The organism is Rhodococcus oxybenzonivorans (assembly GCF_003130705.1).
Lineage (GTDB): Bacteria > Actinomycetota > Actinomycetes > Mycobacteriales > Mycobacteriaceae > Rhodococcus_F > Rhodococcus_F oxybenzonivorans.
Window position 1 is genome coordinate 1,028,824 of sequence record NZ_CP021354.1, and the last position, 17,402, is coordinate 1,046,225.

At 65.4% G+C, this 17,402-nt stretch carries 15 protein-coding genes and 1 pseudogene; 6 read left to right on the plus strand and 10 right to left on the minus strand.

Annotated elements, in window-relative coordinates; all coding sequences use genetic code 11:
- Positions 1–71 precede the first annotated feature (71 nt).
- Genes CBI38_RS04995 through CBI38_RS05015 form a run of 5 tightly spaced genes read right to left on the minus strand, consistent with a single transcriptional unit; the run spans position 72 to position 4,609 of the window.
- Positions 72–488, minus strand: coding sequence for a nuclear transport factor 2 family protein (locus tag CBI38_RS04995; protein ID WP_109334863.1), 417 nt, complete (start codon positions 486–488; stop codon positions 72–74).
- A gap of 8 nt (positions 489–496) precedes the next feature.
- Positions 497–1,360: a TIGR03619 family F420-dependent LLM class oxidoreductase gene (locus tag CBI38_RS05000; RefSeq protein WP_109326893.1), complete on the minus strand. Its 864-nt coding sequence runs from the start codon at positions 1,358–1,360 to the stop codon at positions 497–499.
- Between the two features lie 13 nt (positions 1,361–1,373).
- Positions 1,374–2,552: a thiolase domain-containing protein gene (locus CBI38_RS05005; protein ID WP_109326894.1), complete on the minus strand. Its 1,179-nt coding sequence runs from the start codon at positions 2,550–2,552 to the stop codon at positions 1,374–1,376.
- Positions 2,552–3,616 (minus strand): thiolase domain-containing protein, encoded by a 1,065-nt coding sequence (locus tag CBI38_RS05010; protein ID WP_109326895.1) that lies wholly within the window; start codon positions 3,614–3,616, stop codon positions 2,552–2,554. The genes CBI38_RS05005 and CBI38_RS05010 overlap by 1 nt, the downstream gene beginning before the upstream one ends.
- A 12-nt stretch (positions 3,617–3,628) precedes the next feature.
- On the minus strand, positions 3,629–4,609 hold the full coding sequence (locus CBI38_RS05015) for a Zn-ribbon domain-containing OB-fold protein (RefSeq protein ID WP_109326899.1): 981 nt from the start codon (positions 4,607–4,609) through the stop codon (positions 3,629–3,631).
- A gap of 79 nt (positions 4,610–4,688) precedes the next feature.
- On the opposite strand from CBI38_RS05015, the gene CBI38_RS05020 reads away from it, so the two are divergent.
- A complete protein-coding gene (locus CBI38_RS05020; protein WP_109326900.1) occupies positions 4,689–5,726 on the plus strand; it encodes an LLM class F420-dependent oxidoreductase in 1,038 nt (345 codons plus the stop codon).
- A gap of 87 nt (positions 5,727–5,813) precedes the next feature.
- Here the strand turns inward: CBI38_RS05020 and CBI38_RS05025 are convergent, their stop codons facing one another.
- Positions 5,814–6,773 carry a hypothetical protein gene (locus CBI38_RS05025; RefSeq protein ID WP_204164946.1) on the minus strand — a complete coding sequence of 320 codons (960 nt, stop codon included), beginning with the start codon at positions 6,771–6,773 and terminating at the stop codon, positions 5,814–5,816.
- Positions 6,774–6,959: 186 nt separating this feature from the next.
- Positions 6,960–7,802, minus strand: coding sequence for a crotonase/enoyl-CoA hydratase family protein (locus CBI38_RS05030; RefSeq protein ID WP_109326906.1), 843 nt, complete (start codon positions 7,800–7,802; stop codon positions 6,960–6,962).
- A gap of 79 nt (positions 7,803–7,881) precedes the next feature.
- Between CBI38_RS05030 and CBI38_RS05035 the strand changes: the two genes are divergently transcribed.
- Together CBI38_RS05035 and CBI38_RS05040 are read left to right on the plus strand one after the other, a co-directional pair.
- Entirely contained in the window at positions 7,882–9,558 is a 1,677-nt protein-coding gene (locus CBI38_RS05035) for an acyl-CoA synthetase (protein ID WP_109326907.1), read from the plus strand.
- Complete coding sequence (locus CBI38_RS05040) at positions 9,558–10,673, plus strand: NAD(P)H-dependent flavin oxidoreductase (RefSeq protein WP_109326908.1); 1,116 nt, start codon at positions 9,558–9,560, stop codon at positions 10,671–10,673. The genes CBI38_RS05035 and CBI38_RS05040 overlap by 1 nt, the downstream gene beginning before the upstream one ends.
- Positions 10,674–10,731: 58 nt before the next feature.
- On the opposite strand, the gene CBI38_RS05045 is transcribed toward CBI38_RS05040, so the two are convergent.
- The 3 genes and pseudogenes from CBI38_RS05045 to CBI38_RS05055 all read right to left on the minus strand — a co-directional run bounded on the left by CBI38_RS05045 (position 10,732) and on the right by CBI38_RS05055 (position 14,642).
- Complete coding sequence (locus CBI38_RS05045; protein WP_109326909.1) at positions 10,732–12,303, minus strand: long-chain-fatty-acid--CoA ligase; 1,572 nt, start codon at positions 12,301–12,303, stop codon at positions 10,732–10,734.
- Positions 12,300–13,421 (minus strand): annotated as a pseudogene (locus tag CBI38_RS05050) (acyl-CoA dehydrogenase family protein). Before CBI38_RS05050 ends, CBI38_RS05045 begins: the two are co-directional and overlap by 4 nt.
- Before the next feature lie 9 nt (positions 13,422–13,430).
- The gene (locus CBI38_RS05055; protein ID WP_109326910.1) at positions 13,431–14,642 is read right to left on the minus strand and encodes an acyl-CoA dehydrogenase family protein; all 1,212 of its coding nucleotides are present in this window, start codon (positions 14,640–14,642) and stop codon (positions 13,431–13,433) included.
- 250 nt (positions 14,643–14,892) lie between these two features.
- On the opposite strand from CBI38_RS05055, the gene CBI38_RS05060 reads away from it, so the two are divergent.
- The 3 genes from CBI38_RS05060 to CBI38_RS05070 all read left to right on the plus strand — a co-directional run bounded on the left by CBI38_RS05060 (position 14,893) and on the right by CBI38_RS05070 (position 17,396).
- Positions 14,893–15,084 (plus strand): ferredoxin, encoded by a 192-nt coding sequence (locus CBI38_RS05060; RefSeq protein WP_109326911.1) that lies wholly within the window; start codon positions 14,893–14,895, stop codon positions 15,082–15,084.
- 103 nt (positions 15,085–15,187) lie between these two features.
- Positions 15,188–16,105: a 3-oxoacyl-ACP reductase gene (locus tag CBI38_RS05065; protein WP_109334864.1), complete on the plus strand. Its 918-nt coding sequence runs from the start codon at positions 15,188–15,190 to the stop codon at positions 16,103–16,105.
- Between the two features lie 526 nt (positions 16,106–16,631).
- Positions 16,632–17,396, plus strand: a complete 765-nt coding sequence (locus CBI38_RS05070; protein WP_109326912.1) for an MlaE family ABC transporter permease — start codon at positions 16,632–16,634, stop codon at positions 17,394–17,396.
- Positions 17,397–17,402: the final 6 nt, after the last annotated feature.

The window sequence follows — 17,402 nt, forward strand, 5'->3', positions numbered from 1 at the left end:
TCGAATCGACGCACGACGAAGGCCCCGGTCCGCTGGTAAACCGGGGCCTTACGCGCGGGAAGTTCGCGGCGTCAGAGTGTACGCACAGTCTTCATCGCCCGCTCAACCTCCCAGAAGGCGCGGAGAGATGCGATCTTGCCTTCCTCGTTCACCCGGTAGATGATCACGCCCTCGGCGTCGATCTGTGCTCCGCCGACGACTGACCGTATCGTCCCGATGGTCACATTCTCGTTGCCGCACACCAGCGAGTCGGTGATGAGGAATTCGAGCGACTCGGTGGTCGCGATCGTCATGTCGTAGAACCGTGAGATCGCCTCGAGTCCGCGATGACCCTTGCCTTCGGGGTCGAAATGCGAGGGACCGACAGGGTCTTCCACACAGGCGTCGTCGGCGAACAAGGCGAGCCACTCGTCCTTGCGTCTCCCGCTGGCGGCCTCTCGTGACGCCTGCCCCGCAAGGCGTGCCGGATGGTCGGTGGTGGTGGTCATGTGCACCCCTAGTCGATGTACTGGTCGGCGAACTTACGCATGGAGTCCTGCTTGGCTTCGAGGGGTCCGTCGAACCCGATGCCGTCGAAGATCCACGGGACGACGATGGTGTCGGTCACTCCCGCCTCGGCCAGTTCCGCGTATCCCTCCTTGCCGAAGCGGTCGATGCAGACGGTCTGTATTTCGTACGGCAGCTCGGCCCGCCCGTACTCCTCGCGGAGTTCACGGAGGCGTGCGATCACCTGGACGAGATCGTCGAATTTGATCATTGCCGACGTCCAGCCGTCGCCCACCCTGGCGGCCCGGCGAAGTGCCACGTCGGTGTGCCCGCCGACGTAGAACGGCACCGGTTTCGTGGGGGCCGGGCTCATCTGCAGGCGGTCGAAGTCGTAGAAGGTGCCGTGGTACTCGACCATTCCGCCACCGAGAATCAGTTTGATGACCTCGATCATCTCGTCGACCCGGGCGCCCCGTTTTGCATACGGAACCCCGCACCATTCGAATTCCTCCGGAGCCCAGCCGATGCCGACCCCGAAGCCGAACCGATTTCCGGTCAGATTCGCCACCGATCCCACTTGGCGGGCGAGGAGTACCGGATTGCGCGATCCGAGTTTGAGTACCTGGGTGTAGAACTCGATCTTGGAGGTGACAGCGCCCATCGCCGCGGCGGCGATCAGTGGATCCACCCAGGGCGTTTCCTCGTTCCACATCCGCGAACCGTCCGGGGTGTACGGGTAGTCGGTGCTCTGCTTCTCCATGAAGAACAGCGAGTCGGGAAGCGCGATGGACGAGAAGCCGCACTCCTCGGCGGTTTTCGCGAGGGCAGGTAGTTGGTCGAGGGGATTCATGGCAATGCCGACGGTGAATTTCATGATGGCGACCCCGCTATTGGTTGTCCGGCCGGTCGGATCCGACCACCCACATCGAGAAGTATTGAGAGCCGCCACCGTAGGCGTGGCCCATAGCCTTGCGTGCGTCTTTCACCTGGTGATCACCGGCACGGTGCATCACCTGCATGGCCGACTCTGCGAACCGGATCATTCCCGAGGCGCCGATCGGATTGGACGAGAGGACACCACCGGACGCATTGAGCGGAAGGCGTCCACCGATGGCCGTCTCGCCCGCTTCGGTCAGCTTCCACCCCTCACCTTCGGACACGAAGCCGAGGTTCTCGAGCCACATCGGTTCGAACCACGAGAAGGGGACATAGATTTCGGCGACGTCGATCTCGTCGAGAGGATCCTTGATTCCGGCGGCCTCCCACAGGGCGGCGGCAGCATCCCTGCCCGCCTGCGGGTTCACCTGATCCCGCCCGGAGAACGTGGTGGGTTCGGTACGCATGGCCGTGGCGTGAATCCAGGCGACCTCGCGACCCTCTGCCGTCACCCGCTCCGCCGCTTCCTCGTTGCCGATCACCATGGCGCAGGCGCCGTCCGAAGACGGGCAGGTCTCGTCGTATCGGATCGGATCCCACAACATCTGGGAAGCCTGCACGGACTCCAGGGTGATATCGGGTTGCTGCAGATGGGCGTACGGGTTGAGGCTGCCGTTGAGGCGGTCCTTCACCGCCACCATCGCGCCGATGTGCTCGGGCGCTCCCGACCGCCGAATGTAGGACCGGACGTGCGGAGCGAAATAGCCTCCCGCGCCGGCACCCACTGGCATGTTGAACGGGATGGGGGTCGACAGCGCCCACATGGCATTCGATTCGGACTGCTTTTCCCAGGCCACCGTCAGCACTCGCTTGTGTACACCCGCCTTCACGAGGCTCGACGCCACGACAGCCGTGGATCCGCCGACCGACCCCGCGGTGTGCACACGGAGAAGCGGTTTACCGTTGGCACCCAACGCATCCGACATCGCGAGTTCAGGCATCATCGAACCCTCGAACAGGTCGGGTGCCTTGCCGATCACGACGGCGTCGATGTCATCCCAACCAACGCGCGCGTCTTCCATGGCGCGGTCGATGGCCTCGCGGACCAGGCCGGCCATCGAGACGTCGTGCCGCTTCGCCACATAGTGAGTCTGGCCGGTGCCGAGTACAGCGGCTAGTTGATTCGCCATCAGTTGCGTCCCTCCAAGACTGCGACCAGATTCTGTTGCAGCACAGCGCCACTCGTGGCGTGTGCCAGCGTGCGCCCGGCGTTGCCGTCCATGATGGCCCTGGCTGCGTAACCTATGCGCTCCAGGCCCGCCGCGAACATCGGGTTCCCGCTGAGCGGACCTCCCGAGGGATTGATCGTCGTCGAATCGGGCAGTCCGATGGCCTCGCGCAGGATCAGCTCCTGGTGGGTGAAGGGACCGTGCAGTTCGGCCACGTCTATTGCGCCGACGTCGCCTCCGGTGGCGGCCCGGGCCGCCGACGTCGTGGAGGGCGACACCGTCAGGTCGCGGGCACCGAAGTTCGGGGAGTCGATCCGGTGTTCGATCCCGGTGATCCACGCCGGACGTTCACACAGCTCACGGGCACGGTCGCCGGCTGCCAGTACCACCGCGGCAGCCCCGTCGGTGATCGGTGCGCAGTCGTGGGCGCGCAGCGGATCGGCGACGAACGGTGAGGCCAGCAACGTCTCGATGTCGACGTGGCCGGACAGTTGGGTGTTCGGGTTGCTCTCGGCTGCCGCTCGGCTGCGGGCCGCCACGGCTGCCATCTCCTCGGTCGTCCACTTTCCGGCATCGAGCCCGAGACGGGCCTGTAAGCCCGCGATCGACACCGAGTCGAGGGCGAGAGGCGTCACCAGATAGGGGTCGAGTTGCATCGACAGGACCTTGCGGAGATTGCCCGCCGACGACTTGCCGAAGCCGTAGACGAGGGCGGTGTCGACCTCCCCGGTCATGATCTTGACCCAGGCTTCGTAGAAGGCCCATGCTGCATCCATCTCGACGTGAGATTCGTTGATCGGCGGAACCGCACCGATCGAGTCGACCGCGGAGATGAACGAGAACGCCCGACCCGCCAGATAGTCGGACGAGCCGGAACACCAGAAGCCGATGTCCGACTTCGTGATCCCGAGTTGGTCGTACAGCTGCTGAAAGCAGGGGACCAGCATTTCGACGCCGTTGGTGGTGCCGGTGGTCTGACGCACGTGCGGTGCGTGCGCGAACCCGACGACTGCGATATCTGTCATTGTGCCGCGCCCTTACAGGTGGTGTTTGAAGGTGTCGTACTCGGCGTCGGGCTCACCCGTCGGCCTGAAGTATTCGATGTTCTCGAGGGTGTAACCCCACTCCTCGCGTGGTTTCCACTTGGCTTCCACGCGCATGCCCATCCGGACGTCGGCGGCGTCGCACTCGAGAATGAGGTGCAGGAATGCGATGTCGGCGCCGTCGAGCAGCACATACGCCGCGACGTACGGCGGCTTGATGCGCTGACCGAGGAACGGGACGTTGACGATGCAGAAGGTGGTGACGATGCCCCGGTCCGGCAGCTCCACCTGCTCCTTCGTCGGGATGCCGTCGGTGGGATTGGCGCTGCGGGGCGGGATGTACACCTTGCCGTCCGCGCCGGTGCGGCCGCCGATGAGCTTGCCTTCCTTCAACCCTCGAAGGTAGTAGCTCTCCTCGGCCGACGCCGAATGCATGTAGTCGAGGTCGACCGGCGTCGTCACCATCGTGACCGGCTCCGAGTTCTCGGGCGTCCCGGCGTCGCCGGCCGACTCACCCGGTTCGAAGCACACGATGTCCTGAATGCGTCCGACGCGCTGCTCCGCCCACCGCGCCCGCACACGCATTCCCGTGCTCATCGCGGCGACGGAAGGCACGTCCACCGCGTGCACCAAGGCGGTGTCGGCGCCGTCCAACTTGATCAACGCCCACGCGAACGGCTGGGTGAGCGGCTGTCCGGCAATAGGATCCGGCATCCATGTCCAACTCACCACGGTTCCGGCGTCGGATACGCCGACGAAGTCGGTGAGCGGTTCCGCCGTGTCGGGGTCGAATTCGGGCGGCGGAACGTAGACGCGTCCGTCCGATCCGCGCGCGCCGATGACCTTGCGGTCGCGCAGCGCAGTCACGAAGGCTCCGATGGTCGGGCCCACCGACCGGGTGTAGTCGAATTGAAGTTTCAGCGGGGCGCTCAATGGAGTGTTCGAGAACTTTTCGGCCACCGCGCTCTTTCCCATGGTCACAACTTCGAGTAGAACAGGTTCTAGTGTTTGTGGCAAGGGTCACTTCTGACGACGGTCGATGCGGAGGCACACGATGAAGCTCGGGTTGCAACTCGGATACTGGGGCGCGCAGCCGCCTGCGAATGTCCCGGAGCTGATCGCCGCCGCCGAAGCCGAAGGATTCGACGCCGTCTTCGCCGCCGAATCATGGGGGTCCGACGCCTTCACCCCCCTCGCGTGGTGGGGGTCGAGCACCGAACGTGTCCGCCTCGGCACCTCGGTCGTGCAGATCTCGGCGCGTACCCCGACGAGCTGCGCGATGCACGCGCTCACCCTCGACCACCTCAGCGGTGGTCGGGCGATCCTCGGGCTCGGGGTGTCGGGCCCGCAGGTGGTCGAGGGGTGGTACGGCCAGCCCTTCGAGAAACCCCTGGCGCGCACCCGTGAATACGTGTCGATCGTGCGCCAGGTGCTCGACCGCCGAGAGCCCGTCACCAATGCCGGGCCGCACTACCCACTGCCGTACACCGGGCCGGGCAGCACCGGCCTGGGAAAGCCCCTCAAACCGATCACCCACCCCCTCCGGGCAGACATCCCGATCTGGCTCGGCGCCGAGGGTCCGAAGAACGTGGCGCTCACCGCCGAAATCGCCGACGGCTGGCTCGCGATCTACTACTCGCCTCGCCTCGCCCCCATGTACAACGCATGGCTCGACGAGGGTTTCGCGCGGCAGGGTGCCCGTCGTACCCGGGAAGACTTCGAGGTGGCGGCCACCTGTCAGGTGATCATCACCGACGACCGTGCCGCAGCCATCGACGGGCTCAAACCGATGACAGCGCTCTACGTCGGCGGCATGGGCGCACCCGAACTGAACTTCCACGCCCAGGTGTACACGCGCATGGGCTACGGCGAACAGGTCGAAGAAATCGGCCGGCTCTTCCGTGCGGGCCGCAAGGACGACGCCGCCGCCGTCGTCCCCGACGACATGGTCACCGAGACCATGATCATCGGCAACGTCGACGAAGTCCGGGCCGACGTCAAACGCTGGGCCGACGCCGGAGTCACCACACTCCTCGTCTCGTGCCGCGACGCCCCGCACGTGCGGCAGCTCGCCTCCGCGGTCCTGGGCTGACCTCCCCGCCCCTACCCCTGCCCCCCGTCCCCCCCTTCCGCCGGGCGAATGTACCTTTCGGCGCCTCAGGTGCGTCGAAAGGTACATTCATCCGGCCGCTGTTTGCATCCGGACCTCCGGTCGGGGGCGGGACGACGCCAACTGGTAGTGGCTGCGGAGGTCGTCGATCACGCGGTCGGGGTGGTCGCGGACGGCACTAGGGAGCGTCGGAAGCACGATGATGCCGTGGTTCTGCATCCGGGTTCGGCGCTCGACGGTCGATTTGTAGGCCTTGGGCGCGAGATGCCAGTCGAGCGAGTCGATGTCCCAGGCGAACGCGACCTCGTCGATCCAACCGTCCGGCATGGCGATGAACTGCCCGTCGGCGTCGACGATCCTGCGGTTGAACACCATTCGGGGTAGTCCGCTCCGCGTCCACAAGCGACGGGCTTCTGCTTCGGACACCGAGTGGACGTCGGCGCTCACCTCGCGCAGCACGGCACGGGGGAGTGCTGCGCCGCGGCCACTGCCCGCGTCCAACTCCGCGATGAGCTCCGGGACTCTCGCCCCGCCTCGCTGGATCACCTCGGCGATGAGGGATCGAGTGCTGTCCAGAGTGCGGCACCGTCGCGCCGCGTCGAGCAACGCGCGCGGAAGCGGGGCGCAGGGAAGCCCGTTGCGCATCACCGGCGCCGGCATCCGCGTCGTGCGTTCGACGAGGACGAAGCCCGTGGACTGGACACGCCGGTGCGTGGCGATCAGGACGTGGGCGTCGCCGGAGTACGACGTTCCGTGCCCGTATTCGTGTAACGCTGCGCGCCCGCTGAGGACCGCGTTGTCGCCGCTGAGCACGATCGCGGCCACAGCACGCTGACGTGCGGTCGGGTGGCCGTTGCCGAGCATCACGACGCCGGGAAGGATCCGTTGCCACGGCCCGCCCGGACGGCATCGAGCGTCGATTGCCGAGTTCGACACTCCCCAATGCCTCAGTTCGGCGGTGCGGATGATCCCTGACCGGCTGATTCCGTACAAGTCTTCGAGCCGATGCCCCCATTGTCCCCGTCGCATGGACTCGATGATGACGCACCCGTTGTCGGCAGCAGGGTTGTTCACCAGGCGTTTTGGTAAGGCCTGTGGATAACTGGGGGTTGTGGATAAGCCTCACACCCTGGGCGAATGTACCTTTCGGCGCCTCAGATGCGCCGAAAGGTACATTCGCCCGGCTGGGATGGGAGAGGGGGCGGTGGGGCAGAGTCAGCGGCCCTCGAAGTTCGGCGCGCGCTTTTCGGCGAAGGCGCGGGGGCCCTCCTTCGCGTCGCCGCTGGTGAACACGGCGGTGCCGAGTGCGGCGTCGATCTGGAAGGCGTCTTCCTCGTGCATGCCTTCGGTGTCGCGGATGGTCTTCAGGATGGCCTGGACGGCGAGGGGTCCGTTGGCGGAGATGAGGTCGGCGAGTTCGAGGGCCTTGTCGAGGGCATGACCGTCGGGAACGACGTGTCCGATGAGGCCGATCTCCTTGGCTTCGGCGGCGGTGATGTGGCGTCCGGTCAGGAGAATGTCCGCAGCGATGGTGTACGGGATCTGCCGGACGAGGCGCACCGCCGAACCGCCGAGCGGGAAGAGCCCCCATTTCGCCTCGGACACACCGAATTTGGCGCTCTCGCCCGCGACGCGGATGTCGGTGCCCTGAAGGATCTCGGTTCCGCCTGCGATGGCCGGTCCCTCGACCGCTGCGATGAGGGGTTTGGTGAGGCGACGGCCCTTGAGGAGAGCCTCGATTCTCGACAGGTCCCACGCCGGCTGGTTTCCCTCACCCCCGCCCGAGAAGGAGTCGCCAGGGTGCTGCACTGTCATGGCCTTGAGGTCTGCTCCCGCGCAGAAGGCTCCGCCGGCACCGGTGAGGATGGCGACGCGGATGTCCGGGTCGGCGTCGACCTGATCCCATGCGTCGCGCATGATCGCCATCATTTCGCCGGACAGCGCGTTCTTCGCCTCGGGGCGGTTCATCGTGACGATCAGGACGTGCCCGCGCTTCTCGACGAGGCAGTGCGGCGACTGTGCTGAAACGTCGGTTTTCTCGGTGGTGGTAGAGGACACTGAAGTCTCCCGAAGGGTGTGTGAGCTGGCTCTCAAATTGGGTCTTGCCAGAAACGGTAACACGTTCTACTTTGTTGACGTGGCCCTTAATATCGCAGACCTCGTAGAGCACGCAATCGACCTCGTTCCGGACCGCGTCGCGTTGGTGTCCGACGACAGGGAGGTGACGTACGCGCAGATGGAGGAAAGGGCCAATCGACTAGGCCATTACCTGCGCGAACAGGGTGTCCGGCCGGGTGACAAGGTGGGCATCTACAGCCGCAACACCCTCGAGGCCATCGAGGCCATGGTGGCGGTGTTCAAGATCCGGGCCGTGATGGTCAACGTCAACTATCGGTACGTCGAGAACGAGTTGCAGTACATCTTCGAAAATTCGGACATGGTCGCGCTCGTGCACGAGCGTCGGTACGTCGACAAGGTTGCCGCTGTGCTGCCCCGCACGCCTCTGGTGAAGACCGTCGTCGTCATCGAGGACGGAACCGATCTCGACTACTCGTCGTACGGCGGCGTCGAGTACGAGACCGCGTTGGCGCAGGGTTCCCCTGAGCGCGACTTCGAGGAGCGCAGCAACGACGACATCTACATGCTCTACACCGGCGGCACCACCGGTAAGCCGAAGGGCGTCATGTGGCGTCAGGAGGACGTCTGGCGAGTGCTCGGTGGCGGTATCAACTTCATGACCGGTGAGTACGTCGAGGACGAGTGGGACCTTGCCAAGCAGGGTGCCGAGACCGCCGGCATGACCCGCTTCCCCATCCCGCCGATGATTCACGGCGGCAGCCAGTGGGCCACTTTCCAAAGCTTGTTCGGTGGCGGCAAATGCGTGATGCACCCGGAGTTCGACGGACACGACGTCTGGCGCATCGTCGACCAGCACAAGGTCAATCTCGTCTTCATCACGGGCGATGCGATGGCGCGACCCATGCTCGACGCCCTGATCGAGGGCAACCCGGCCACCGGTGAGCCGTACGACCTGTCGTCGCTGTTTCTGATGGCCAGTTCGGCGGCGCTGTTCTCGCCCAGTATCAAGGAAAAGTTCCTGGAACTGCTGCCCAATCGGATGATCACCGATTCCATCGGCTCGTCCGAAACCGGGTTCGGCGGATTGAGTGTGGTGGAGAAGGGTAAATCGCACGGCGGCGGACCGACGGTGAAGATCGACGCCTCCACCTCGGTCATCGACGACGACGGGAACCCGGTGGAGCCCGGCTCGGGCAAGGTCGGCATCCTCGCGCGCAAAGGGCATATCCCGATCGGTTACTACAAGGACGAAGAGAAGACCAAGGCGACGTTCCGGGAGTATCACGGTGTCCGCTACTCGATCCCCGGCGACTTCGCACAGGTGGAGGCGGACGGCACCGTCACAATGCTCGGACGTGGTTCGGTCTGTATCAACAGCGGCGGCGAGAAGATCTTCCCCGAAGAGGTGGAAGGCGCGCTGAAGTCGCACCCCGACGTGTTCGACGCCCTGGTGGTCGGTGTGCCCGACGAGCGATTCGGCCAGCGCGTCGCTGCCGTCGTCCAGACGCGCGGCGGGGCGCGTCCTGCCCTACACGAGATCGCATCAGCCGCGCGTAAGGAAATCGCCGGATACAAGGTGCCGCGCAGCCTGTGGTTCGTGGACGAGATCAAACGTTCGCCTGCAGGTAAGCCCGACTACCGCTGGGCCAAGGAACAAACAGAATCCCGACCCGCCGACGACCACAACGGCAACGGTTCGGCCCAGAGCGACACCGTGACGAGCAAAGGCGCGTAATGCACACAGCTTTGAGTGAGAAGTTCGGCATCGAGTACCCCATCTTCGGGTTCACGCCGTCCGAACATGTGGCCGCGGCTATTTCGCGAGCCGGCGGCCTGGGCGTGCTCGGTTGTGTCCGGTTCAACGATCCGGAGGAACTCGAGGCCGTCCTGACGTGGATGGACGAGAACACCGACGGGAAACCGTACGGCGTCGACATCGTGATGCCGGCCAAGATCCCGACGGAGGGCACGTCGGTGGACCTGGAGTCGCTGATTCCGGCGGAACATCGTGCCTTCGTCAACCGCACCCTGGACGAGCTGGGTGTGCCGCCGTTGGAAACGGGCACCGAGCATGCGACGGGGGTGCTCGGCTGGCTTCACTCGGTGGCCCGCTCGCATGTCGATGTCGCGCTCAATCACCGTATCGCCCTGATCGCCAACGCCCTGGGCTCGCCGCCCAAGGATGTCATCGATCAGGCCCACGCGAAGGGTGTTCCCGTGGCGGCGCTCGCCGGGGCGGTCGAGCATGCGCGCAGGCACGTTGCGAACGGCGTCGACATCGTCATCGCGCAGGGCTATGAAGCTGGTGGGCACACCGGTGAGATCGCGTCGATGGTGCTGGTTCCGGAGATCGTCGACGCGGTAGGCGATTCCGCTGCAGTGCTGGCCGCCGGCGGCATCGGAAGCGGCCGTCAGGTGGCGGCCGCCCTGTCGCTCGGGGCATCCGGTGTCTGGATGGGGTCGTACTGGCTCACGACGTCGGAGTACAAGCTCGGCAGTGCGTCGGCAGACGGACCATCCGCCATCCAACGGGCCTTGCTCGGTGCGACCTCGGCCGACACGGTGCGGTCCCGCATCTACTCGGGTAAGCCCGCGCGCCTACTGAAGACCAAGTGGACCGATGCGTGGTCGAAGCCGGAAGCGCCTGCGCCGCTGCCGATGCCGTTGCAGAATCTGCTGGTCAGCGACGCTCATCAGCGGATTGCCGCTTCGGAGAATCCGGACGTCGTCGCGATGCCGGTAGGGCAGATCGTCGGCCGGATGAACGAAATCCGGCCCGTGTCCGAGGTGATGGACGAGCTCGTGTCCGGCTTCGAGGCGGCGGTGTCCCGGCTCGTTTCGTACAAGTAGCGGTCTGGGGTGGCGAAGTAGGCGGGAGCGTACTTCGCCACCCATCATTCACAGGCATTCACAGGCGGGAGTAGCCGGTACCTTCGCGGACCCACACAGGATCCGCGCAGTTCCATCGCTGCGCGCTGAGTGTGCGCGTGAGTACCTTGAACGTGGCCGTGCGGGGAAACTCGGTGCACACCCGCACCAAGGTCGGGCGCTGTTTCGGACCGAGATCGGTCTGGGCGTCGAGGAATTCCGCGAAGTCGACGGGGTCGAATTCGCGGGTCGGCACGACTGCGGCCATCACCCGGTCGCCGACCTCGGCGTCGGGTACCGCATACACCGACACCTCCGCGAACCCGTCGTAGCGCAGCAGGATTCGTTCGATGGGCGCGGAGCCGAGGTTTTCGCCGTCCACGCGCAACCATCCAGTGCTGCGGCCGGCGAAGTACACGAATCCGTCGGCATCGCGGTAGGCCAGGTCGCCACTCCAGTACTTTCCGTCCCGGATTCTCTCCGCGTCGGCCTCCGGATTGTCGTAGTAGCCGGCGAAGGCACCGGGACCGTTGACGTTGACGAGTTCCCCGGTAGCGGCCTCGGCGTTGACCAGGCGACCGGATGCATCGAATTCGGCAGGGGGACAGGGCAGACCCGACTCCGGGTCGAGGATCGCGATTCCGGCGGGGAGCCGCCCGAGTGCGCCCGGCGGTGAGCCGGGCGTAGCGGAGATGGCCACTCCGCCTTCGGTGGAACCGAATCCGTCGACGACCTGCGTGCCGAAACGCCGGGAGAATGCGGCAACCGCGGGAGCGGATCCCTCGTTGCCGTACATCACCCGCAGCGTGTTGTCGGCGTCGTCGGGCTCCTCGGGAGTTGCCAGCACGTACGACAGCGGCTTTCCCACATAGTTTGCGTAGGTGACCCCGTACCGCCGGACATCGGCGAGGAAGTGGGACGCGGAGAACCTGCGGCGCAACACGATCGAGCTACGGGCCGCGAGCGCCACAGACCAGGCGGCCATCATGGCGTTGGAGTGGAACATCGGCATCGACAGGTACACGACGTCGTCCGGGTACAGCGAGAACCGCTCGGCGAGCATCAGGCCGGGCCCGGTGATCTTCGCGTGCGTACAGCGCACGGCTTTGGGGTCGCCGCTCGTCCCGGACGTGAAGATGAGCATGAAGAGATCGTCGGGCTCGGGCGTTACCTGCTCGAAAGATGGCCGCTGTACAGACAGCATGTCGGCCCACTCCACGGAGTCCACGTTGATCACCGGGACCCCGAGTAGCAGTCCGTCGAGCAGATCCGAACGACTGTTCTCGGTGAAGATGACCTGGCAGTCGGCGAGCGCCGCATCGCGGGCCAGGGCGTCGCCGCGCCGGGTGGTGTTGAGGCCGACGAGGACTGCGCCGGAAAGCGCCGCCGCACCCGCGAGGAGTGAGAACTCGGGCACGTTGTCCATCAGCACACCGAAATGCCGCGGGCGTTCGGGATCGAGAAGATCATCGAGAACCGCGGCGCGCTGCAGGCTCGCCCGCAGGTGGTCTGACCAGGACAGGAAACGGTCCTCGAAGTACAGCCCCTCGGAGTGGCTGTGGGTGACACCGCGCAGCAGGTCTGCCACTGTGCGTGCGAGTGTGGCCGTCATGCGGGGACGGTGGCCAGTTCGGCGCCGAGGGTCCGGAGCTGCCGGGTGGCGGAGCCGAGCCGGAACTCGAGGGCCTTTGCCGCGAGGAAGTACCGGTGCACGGGATGATCCTGGTCGAGCCCGACACCGCCGTGAATGTGAACCGCCGTGTGGGCCACCCGGTGACCGGCGTCGGACGCCCAGAACTTGGCGGTCTGGATGTCGCCCTCGCCGGGCAGTCCTTCGCTGAGCCGCCATGCTGCCTGTCACAGAGTGAGCCGGACGCCCTTGACGTCGATGTACGCGTCGGCGAGTCGCTGAGCCACGGCCTGGAAGCTGCCGATGGGCCTGCCGAACTGCACGCGTTCGCGGGCATAGGCGGCGGTCAGTGTCAGAGCCTGATCGAGCACGCCGTACTGGTACGCGCAGGCGCCGAGAGATCCTCGTTCGACGAGCCGATCGACGATCTCGCTGCCCTGCTCGACGGTGCCCAGGAGTCGATCGGCACCGAGGACGACTCCGTGCAGCGCCACCTCGCCGGTGGAGGCGAAATCGACGGTCTGCTGCCTGGTGACGGTCACCCCTTCGTCGTCGGGGCGGACGAGGAACACTGCCACGCCGTCCGGGGTCGTCGCCGGCACCAGGAACAACTCTGCCGACGGCGCCGCGTCGACGACGATCTTCGTGCCGTCGAGGGTCCAGCCGCTGGGCCCGGGGTCGGCGTGGGTGACCGGAGCGCCCGGGTCGTCGTTGAGTTCCTCGTCGAGGGCGCCGGTGAGAATTTTCGCACCGGTCGCTGCGGGCGCGGCCCACTCCGCACGCTGTTGTTCGTTGCCGTATCGCGCGAGCGCATCCGCCGCCATGACGATGGACGAGAGGTAGGGGACCGGTGCGACGGCCCTGCCCAATTCGACGAGGATGCTGCACTGCTCGAGAACGCCGAAGCCGTCGCCGCCCACCGACTCCGGTAGTGCGGCGCCCAGGACGCCGGACGAGCCGAGTGTCGACCACAGTTCGCGATCGAGGCGGTCTTCGGCCACGTCGAGCTCCCGCAGGCGGTCGTTCGTGACGAGATCCGTGACGATGCTCCGGGTGAGACCGGCCAGATCCTGTTGCGCCTCGGTGAGGGTGAAATCCATGGTCGTGTCCTAACGCTTCGCAGGGGGCAGGCCGAGGGCCGTCATACCGATGATGTCGCGCTGCACCTCGTTGGTTCCGCCACCGAAAGTGAGGATGAGGGAAGAACGGTGCATCCGTTCGATGCGCCCGCGCAGCAGGACGCCGGGGGAGTTCTGCCGAAGCGTGGCCGACGGGCCGAGGACTTCCATGAGCAGTCGGTAGGCCTCGGTGGCGAACTCGGTTCCGTAGACCTTGTTGGCCGACGCCGCCTCCGGGCCCGGGGCGTGTGCTGAATCATCTCCCGTCGCTTCGTCTGCCCCGGTCGACGAGGCGATCTCCCAGTTCATCAACTTGAGGTACTCGGCCTTGGCATGGACCCGGGCCAGATTGATCTGAACCCATTCCTGGTCGATGACGCGGCGGCCGTCCGGCAACTTGGTGTTCTGCGCCCACTCCCGCACTTCCCGCTGTGCGGTGAGGATCGGTCCGGCCGAGGTGAGCGCGACACGCTCATGGTTGAGCTGGTTGGTGATCAACGCCCAACCACCGTGTTCGGGACCCACGAGTGCGGAGGACGGTACGCGCACGTCCTGGTAGTAGGTGGCGCTGGTGTCGGGACCGGCCATCGTGTGGACGGGTGTGTACGAGAATCCTTCGGCCGTGGTGGGCACGATCAGCATGCTGATGCCCTTGTGCTTCTTCGCCTCGGGGTCGGTCCGGCAGGCCAACCACACGTAGTCGGCGTATGCGATCAGGCTCGTCCACATCTTCTGGCCGTTGATCACATAGTCGTCGCCGTCCTTGACGGCGGTGGTGCGCAGGCTTGCAAGGTCCGTCCCTGCCTCGGGCTCGGAGTATCCGATGGAGAAGTGCAGTTCGCCCGCGGATATCTTCGGCAAGAAGAACGACTTCTGCTCGGGTGTACCGAAGTGCATGATCGTGGGGGCTACGGAGTTGATCGTGAGGAATGGCACGGGGGCACCGGCGATGGCGGCCTCGTCGGTGAAGATCAGCTGCTCCATCGCCGAACGCTCCTGGCCGCCGTATTCCTTCGGCCACCCGAGCGTCAACCAGCCGTCCTTGCCCATCTGCGCGACGACGTCGCGGTAGACGTTGCCCTCGCCGTACTCGCCGGTGGTGGCGGCGAGAGCCTCCCGCCGGTCCGGCGTCATCAACTGCGCGAAGTAGGCGCGCAGTTCTTCGCGCAGCGCCTGCTGTTGTGGCGTGTAGGTGATGTGCATCGAAATACCTCTCCAGTCCGAAGGCCCGGAACTCGTCTTAACTGGCACACGTTCCAGTCTCTACGGTGCGATGGCGGGGAGTCGGGCCCGACCGGCTGGGGAGCGCGCTCGGTGGGCCTGCTCGCAGTCGTGGAACGAATCATTGCACAGGACTGGAACAGGTTCTAGTGTTATCGCAGGAACGGTGTGCGCCGCAGCCCGGCGGCGCCCGGGCCGACGAGCGACGTGACGAGGAGAAGTGAGGGTTGCCATGGAGGTCAGAGTCGATTTCGACCGGTGTGAGGCCAACGGTGTGTGCGTAGGGATTGCCCCCGACATCTTCGACCTCGACGACGACGATAATCTGCACATTTCGACCGCTCACCCACCCGCTGACCGGGAGGAAGACGTGCGGACTGCCATCGCGCAGTGTCCGAGGGCGGCGCTCACCGAACACCCTTGACCGTCGTTGCCCAGAACAAGAACACGTTCTACAGTGACGACGTCCACCGTGGCGCCGGGTGTGGAACCCGGCGGCGATTGCAGACGACCAGGAGTGCCGCTTCATGACTGATGTTGCTGACCGCGATGTGAACTTGGACGGCAAGGTAGGCGTCGTCACCGGCGCCGGATCCGGACTGGGAAAGTCCGAGGCGATCGGTCTGGCACGAGCGGGTGCGTCCGTCGTAGTCAACGACCTGGTGGCCTCCGACGCCGTCGAGGAAACACTCGAAGAGATCCGAGGTCTGGGCGCCAAGGCCGAATTCGTCGCCGGCGACATCGGTGAACGGTCCACTGCCGACGCGATCATGGAAGCGGCGCAGGGCCAATTCGGCAGCCTCGACATCCTCGTCAACAATGCCGGGATCACGCGGGACCGCATGCTGTTCAACATGTCGGACGAGGACTGGGATCTGGTACTGAAGGTGCATCTGCGCGGGCACTTTCTGCTCTGCCGCTCCGCCGCCTCCTATTGGCGCGGAAAATCCAAGGAGGCGGGTGCGCCCGTGTACGGCCGCATCATCAACACGTCCTCGGAGGCAGGCCTGCTAGGGCCCGAGGGGCAGGCCAACTACGGTGCGGCCAAGGCGGGCATCACGGCTCTGACCCTCTCCGCCGCTCGCGGGCTGTCTCGCTACGGAGTACGGGCCAACGCGATCTGTCCCCGTGCGCGCACGTCGATGACGGAAAACGTCTTCGGTGAGGCGCCGGCCGAGGGGATCGACCCACTGTCGCCGGAGCATGTGGCGGCGTTGGTCACCTACCTCGCCTCGCCCGCGGCCGACACCGTCAACGGGCAGCTCTTCGTGGTCTATGGCCCGATGGTCGCGTTGATGGCGGCTCCGGTCGTCGAGCGCCGGTTCGACGCGACAGACTCTCAATGGACGCCGGCGAGGCTGGCCGAGAGCCTCGGCAGCTACTTCGGTGAACGCGATCCGGCCGCGACCTTCTCGGCGTCGGCTGCCCTGCGTGAGCTGGGCTGAACGAGCCGTCGCGGCGCAGTCGACGACACATCCGGCGTTACCGCCCGTTTTCCCAGGTGATACCCGCGTGATGGGCGATACTGGGTGAAAATTCACAGCGACCGGCTGGGATCGAGACGGTGCGACGCGGGTAGGCAGCGATGTGCCTACACGCACTAGATCCTGTTCTAGTTTTGCCGCCGGTTCCGGTCGTCGACGCCTGCACGGAGAGGGGCAGTGACGTCCACGCAGCGGCGTGCAGGCGGTCCGGTCCGGGTTCGATAGGGAGACGACATGTCGTGGCCAAACCTACTGTGTGCTAACGCTTTAGACGTACTCGGTCGACGTTCGACGTGGACGCATCGCGGCTCTTCTTTTGGACGAAACGCCCTCCTCAGAGTGCTCGATGTGGGACGATTCTTGCTGATGAATGACTCTTTTTGACAGGTGAACACGTTCTAGTTAATATGACCTGAGTCACAGGCCGTTGGGGGGCTGGGCTCAATCAACAGTCGGTGCTGGGTGCGATCAGGGACGAGGAGGACGAATGGTAGACCTCCTCGAGGTGCCATTGCGCGCTGTCGGCGGGTTTTTCACGATGTCGGCCGAGACGCTCAGGGCGGTGTTCTCGAGGCCCTTCCAGCGTCGCGAGTTCGTGGACCAGGCGTGGTTCGTTGCCCGGGTATCGATGGTTCCCACGGTGCTGGTAGCCATCCCGTTCACCGTTCTGGTGAGCTTCACCATCAACATCCTCCTCCGGGAGATAGGTGCCGCGGATCTCAGTGGCGCGGGTGCGGCGCTGGGCACCGTGACCCAGGTCGGTCCCATCGTGACAGTGCTCATCGTGGCCGGGGCGGGCGCCACCGCGATCTGCGCAGACCTCTCGGCCCGCACGATCCGCGAAGAGATCGACGCGATGCGGGTGCTCGGTATCAACCCGATTCATCGGCTGGTCGTACCCCGGGTGCTCGCCTCGACCGTCGTGGCCCTGCTGCTGAACGGCCTGGTCTGCACTATCGGGATTCTCGGTGGGTTCGTCTTCTCGGTGTACATCCAGGATGTGAATCCGGGGGCCTTCGTCAACGGCATCACCCTTCTCACTGGGTTCGGTGAGCTCGTGATCTCGGAGGTCAAAGCCGGTCTGTTCGGCATGATCGCGGGTCTTGTCGCGTCCTATCTCGGCCTCAACGTGAAAGGTGGCGCCAAGAGTGTCGGTGACGCCGTCAATCAGACCGTCGTGTTCTCGTTCATGGCGCTGTTCGTGGTCAACGTTCTCGTCACCGCCGTCGGCATCAAGCTGACGGCAGGGTGATCGACA

Coding starts and splice junctions, on each gene's coding strand:
- CBI38_RS05025 (WP_204164946.1), bottom strand. CDS start 6,773: ATGCGACGGGGACAATGGGGGCATCGGCTCGAAGACTTGTACGGAATC.
- CBI38_RS05055 (WP_109326910.1), bottom strand. CDS start 14,642: ATGCACATCACCTACACGCCACAACAGCAGGCGCTGCGCGAAGAACTG.
- CBI38_RS05045 (WP_109326909.1), bottom strand. CDS start 12,303: ATGACGGCCACACTCGCACGCACAGTGGCAGACCTGCTGCGCGGTGTC.
- CBI38_RS05060 (WP_109326911.1), top strand. CDS start 14,893: ATGGAGGTCAGAGTCGATTTCGACCGGTGTGAGGCCAACGGTGTGTGC.
- CBI38_RS05010 (WP_109326895.1), bottom strand. CDS start 3,616: ATGACAGATATCGCAGTCGTCGGGTTCGCGCACGCACCGCACGTGCGT.
- CBI38_RS05015 (WP_109326899.1), bottom strand. CDS start 4,609: ATGGGAAAGAGCGCGGTGGCCGAAAAGTTCTCGAACACTCCATTGAGC.
- CBI38_RS05065 (WP_109334864.1), top strand. CDS start 15,188: ATGACTGATGTTGCTGACCGCGATGTGAACTTGGACGGCAAGGTAGGC.
- CBI38_RS05020 (WP_109326900.1), top strand. CDS start 4,689: ATGAAGCTCGGGTTGCAACTCGGATACTGGGGCGCGCAGCCGCCTGCG.
- CBI38_RS05000 (WP_109326893.1), bottom strand. CDS start 1,360: ATGAAATTCACCGTCGGCATTGCCATGAATCCCCTCGACCAACTACCT.
- CBI38_RS05040 (WP_109326908.1), top strand. CDS start 9,558: ATGCACACAGCTTTGAGTGAGAAGTTCGGCATCGAGTACCCCATCTTC.
- CBI38_RS04995 (WP_109334863.1), bottom strand. CDS start 488: ATGACCACCACCACCGACCATCCGGCACGCCTTGCGGGGCAGGCGTCA.
- CBI38_RS05005 (WP_109326894.1), bottom strand. CDS start 2,552: ATGGCGAATCAACTAGCCGCTGTACTCGGCACCGGCCAGACTCACTAT.
- CBI38_RS05070 (WP_109326912.1), top strand. CDS start 16,632: ATGGTAGACCTCCTCGAGGTGCCATTGCGCGCTGTCGGCGGGTTTTTC.